At 66.6% G+C, this 2,476-nt stretch carries 3 protein-coding genes; all 3 read right to left on the reverse strand.

All coding sequences use genetic code 11. The features are described from left to right. Window positions 1-411: ATP-binding cassette domain-containing protein (locus LXM94_RS25535; protein WP_235774657.1), on the reverse strand; the 411-nt coding region annotated here is incomplete at its 3' end. A gap of 1 nt (window position 412) precedes the next feature. Next, window positions 413-1,546: an ABC transporter permease gene (locus tag LXM94_RS25540; protein WP_235774659.1), complete on the reverse strand. Its 1,134-nt coding sequence runs from the start codon at window positions 1,544-1,546 to the stop codon at window positions 413-415. After that, window positions 1,539-2,462: an oligopeptide ABC transporter permease OppB gene (oppB, locus tag LXM94_RS25545; protein WP_235774663.1), complete on the reverse strand. Its 924-nt coding sequence runs from the start codon at window positions 2,460-2,462 to the stop codon at window positions 1,539-1,541. The genes LXM94_RS25540 and oppB overlap by 8 nt, the downstream gene beginning before the upstream one ends. Window positions 2,463-2,476 lie beyond the last annotated feature (14 nt).

The raw sequence follows: 2,476 nt of genomic DNA on the forward strand, positions 1-2,476 counted from the left end.
GCGCGCATCGCGATGGCTGCCGCCGCGATGGTGGACGATCGGCTCGGCGATCTGGCGGCCGATCGGATAGAGCGGGTCGAGCGAGGTCATCGGCTCCTGGAAGATCATGGTGATCTTTGCGCCGCGCACCGCATTGAGCGCCTTGGGCGCAAGGCCGACCAGTTCCCTGCCGCGATAGGACGCCGAACCGCTGACGGTTCCGTTCCGCGCCAGCAGTCCCATGATGCCCATCATCGTCTGGCTCTTGCCGGAGCCGGATTCGCCGACGACGGCGAGCGTCTCGCCGTTGCGGACATCGAGGTCGATGCCCTTCACCGCCTCGACGGTGCCGTCCGGGGTCGAAAAATCGACCTTCAGGCCGCGCACGGCGAGCACCGTTTCCTTCGCCGCGTCTGTCGTCGTCGCATTCATCTCAGCGGTCCTTCGGGTCGAGCGCGTCGCGCAGGCCGTCGCCGACGAAGTTGAGGGCGAACAGCGTTGCGACGAAGAAGATGGCGGGGAAGATCAGGAGCCAGGGCGCCGACTGGATGTTGTTGGCGCCTTCGGAGATCAGCGCGCCCCAGCTCGTCAGCGGCGCCTGCACGCCGAGGCCGAGGAAGGACAGGAAACTCTCGAGCAGGATGACCTTCGGCACGACCACCGTCACGAAGACGATGACCGGGCTGATCGTGTTCGGGATGATGTGGCGGCGGATGATCTGCCAGTCGGTGAGGCCGAGCGCCTGGGCGGCGCCGACGAATTCCCGCCGCTTCAGCGCCAGCGTCTGGCCGCGCACGATGCGCGACATTTCCAGCCACTCGACGGCGCCGATCACCAGAAAGATCAGGATGAAGGAGCGGCCGAAGAAGACGACGAGCACCACGACGAGGAAGACGAAGGGCAGCGAATAGAGGATCTCGACGAGGCGCATCATCACGTTGTCGACACGGCCGCCGAGATAACCGGAGGTGGCGCCGTAGACGACGCCGATGCCGAGCGACACCAGGCTCGCGAGCACGCCGACGGCGATCGAGATCTGGCCGCCGAGCATGACGCGGACCAGAAGGTCGCGGCCGTTCGGATCCGTGCCGAAGGGGAAATATTCGCGCTGGACGCTGCCTTCCAGCGTCAGCACGCGGCCGTCCTCGCCGGTCGAGACGACCTCGGTGGCGTCGAATTCGTTGGCCCGGTCGAAATAGCGGGTGGCGCGGGGATCGATCGGCTCGTCGGCGGCAATGGTGACCGTGAAGCGCTGCCCCTCGACCGCGAAGGCGCGCACCTCGACGCGGGCGCGGCTCGCCACGCTCTCGACGACGTCCTGCAGCGAAGCGCTGTCCGGCCGCGGCTCGAGGCTCGGCGGGATCGTCACGTAGGACGGAAACACCTGGTCGTAGCTGTGGGAGACGAACAGCGGCCCGAGGAACGAGAAAAGCGCGATGGCGACGAGCACGAAGCAGCTCACCATCGCCGCGCGGTTGCGCCGGAAGCGGATGCCGGCAAGCTGGAACAGGCTGCGCCCGGCCATTTCCGGCGTGGCGGCGACCGGCGCGGTGGTGATGTCAGTCATGGCGCACCCTCGGGTCGAGAAGGCCGTAGAGAATGTCGACAACCAGGTTGAAGACGATGACGAAGATCGCGATGAGGATGACGGTCCCCATCACCAGCGTGTAGTCGCGGTTGATGGCGCCGAGCACGAAGTAACGGCCGACACCCGGAATGGTGAAGATCGTCTCGACCACGGCGGAGCCGGTGAGGAGCGCCGCCGCGCAGGGCGCGAGATAGGAGACGACCGGCAGCATCGCGCCGCGCATCGCATGGGTCACGACGACGACGCGCGACGGCAGGCCGTAGGCACGCGCCGTGCGGATGTGGTCGGTGTTGAGCGCCTCGATCATCGCGCCGCGCGTCAGCCGGGCGAAGACGGCGAGCTGCGGCAGGGCGAGCGCGATCGTCGGCAGGATGAGGAACCGCAGCGATCCGTCGCCCCAGCCGCCGGCCGGCAGCAGGGAAAGGCCGATGGCGAAGATCAGGGTCAGCACCGGGCCGACGACGAAATTGGGCACGGTGACGCCGACGGTTGCGAGCGACATCACGCCGAAGTCGACGAGGCTGTTCTGCCTGAGGGCCGCGATCGTACCTGCAAGGACGCCGCCGACGAGCGCGAGCAGCAGTGCATAGACGCCGAGCTCGATCGAATAGGGCAGGCCCTTGCCGATCAGTTCGGCGACGTTGTTGTCCTTGTAGATGTAGCTCGGCCCGAAATCGCCGGTAACCGCATTGGTGATGTAGGTGAGATACTGCCGCCAGAGCGGCTGGTCGAGCTGATAGGTCCTCATCAGGTTTTCCATCGTCGCCGGTGGAAGAGGCCGCTCGAGATTGAAGGGTCCGCCCGGCGCGAAGCGCATCAGGAAGAAGGAAATCGTGACGACGATGAACAGCGTCGGCACGGCGCTCGCCAGGCGGCGCAGAACGAAGGACAGCATGATCCGCTCCTCGA

The sequence above is a fragment of the Rhizobium alarense genome, assembly GCF_021555155.1.
Lineage (GTDB): Bacteria > Pseudomonadota > Alphaproteobacteria > Rhizobiales > Rhizobiaceae > Rhizobium_D > Rhizobium_D alarense.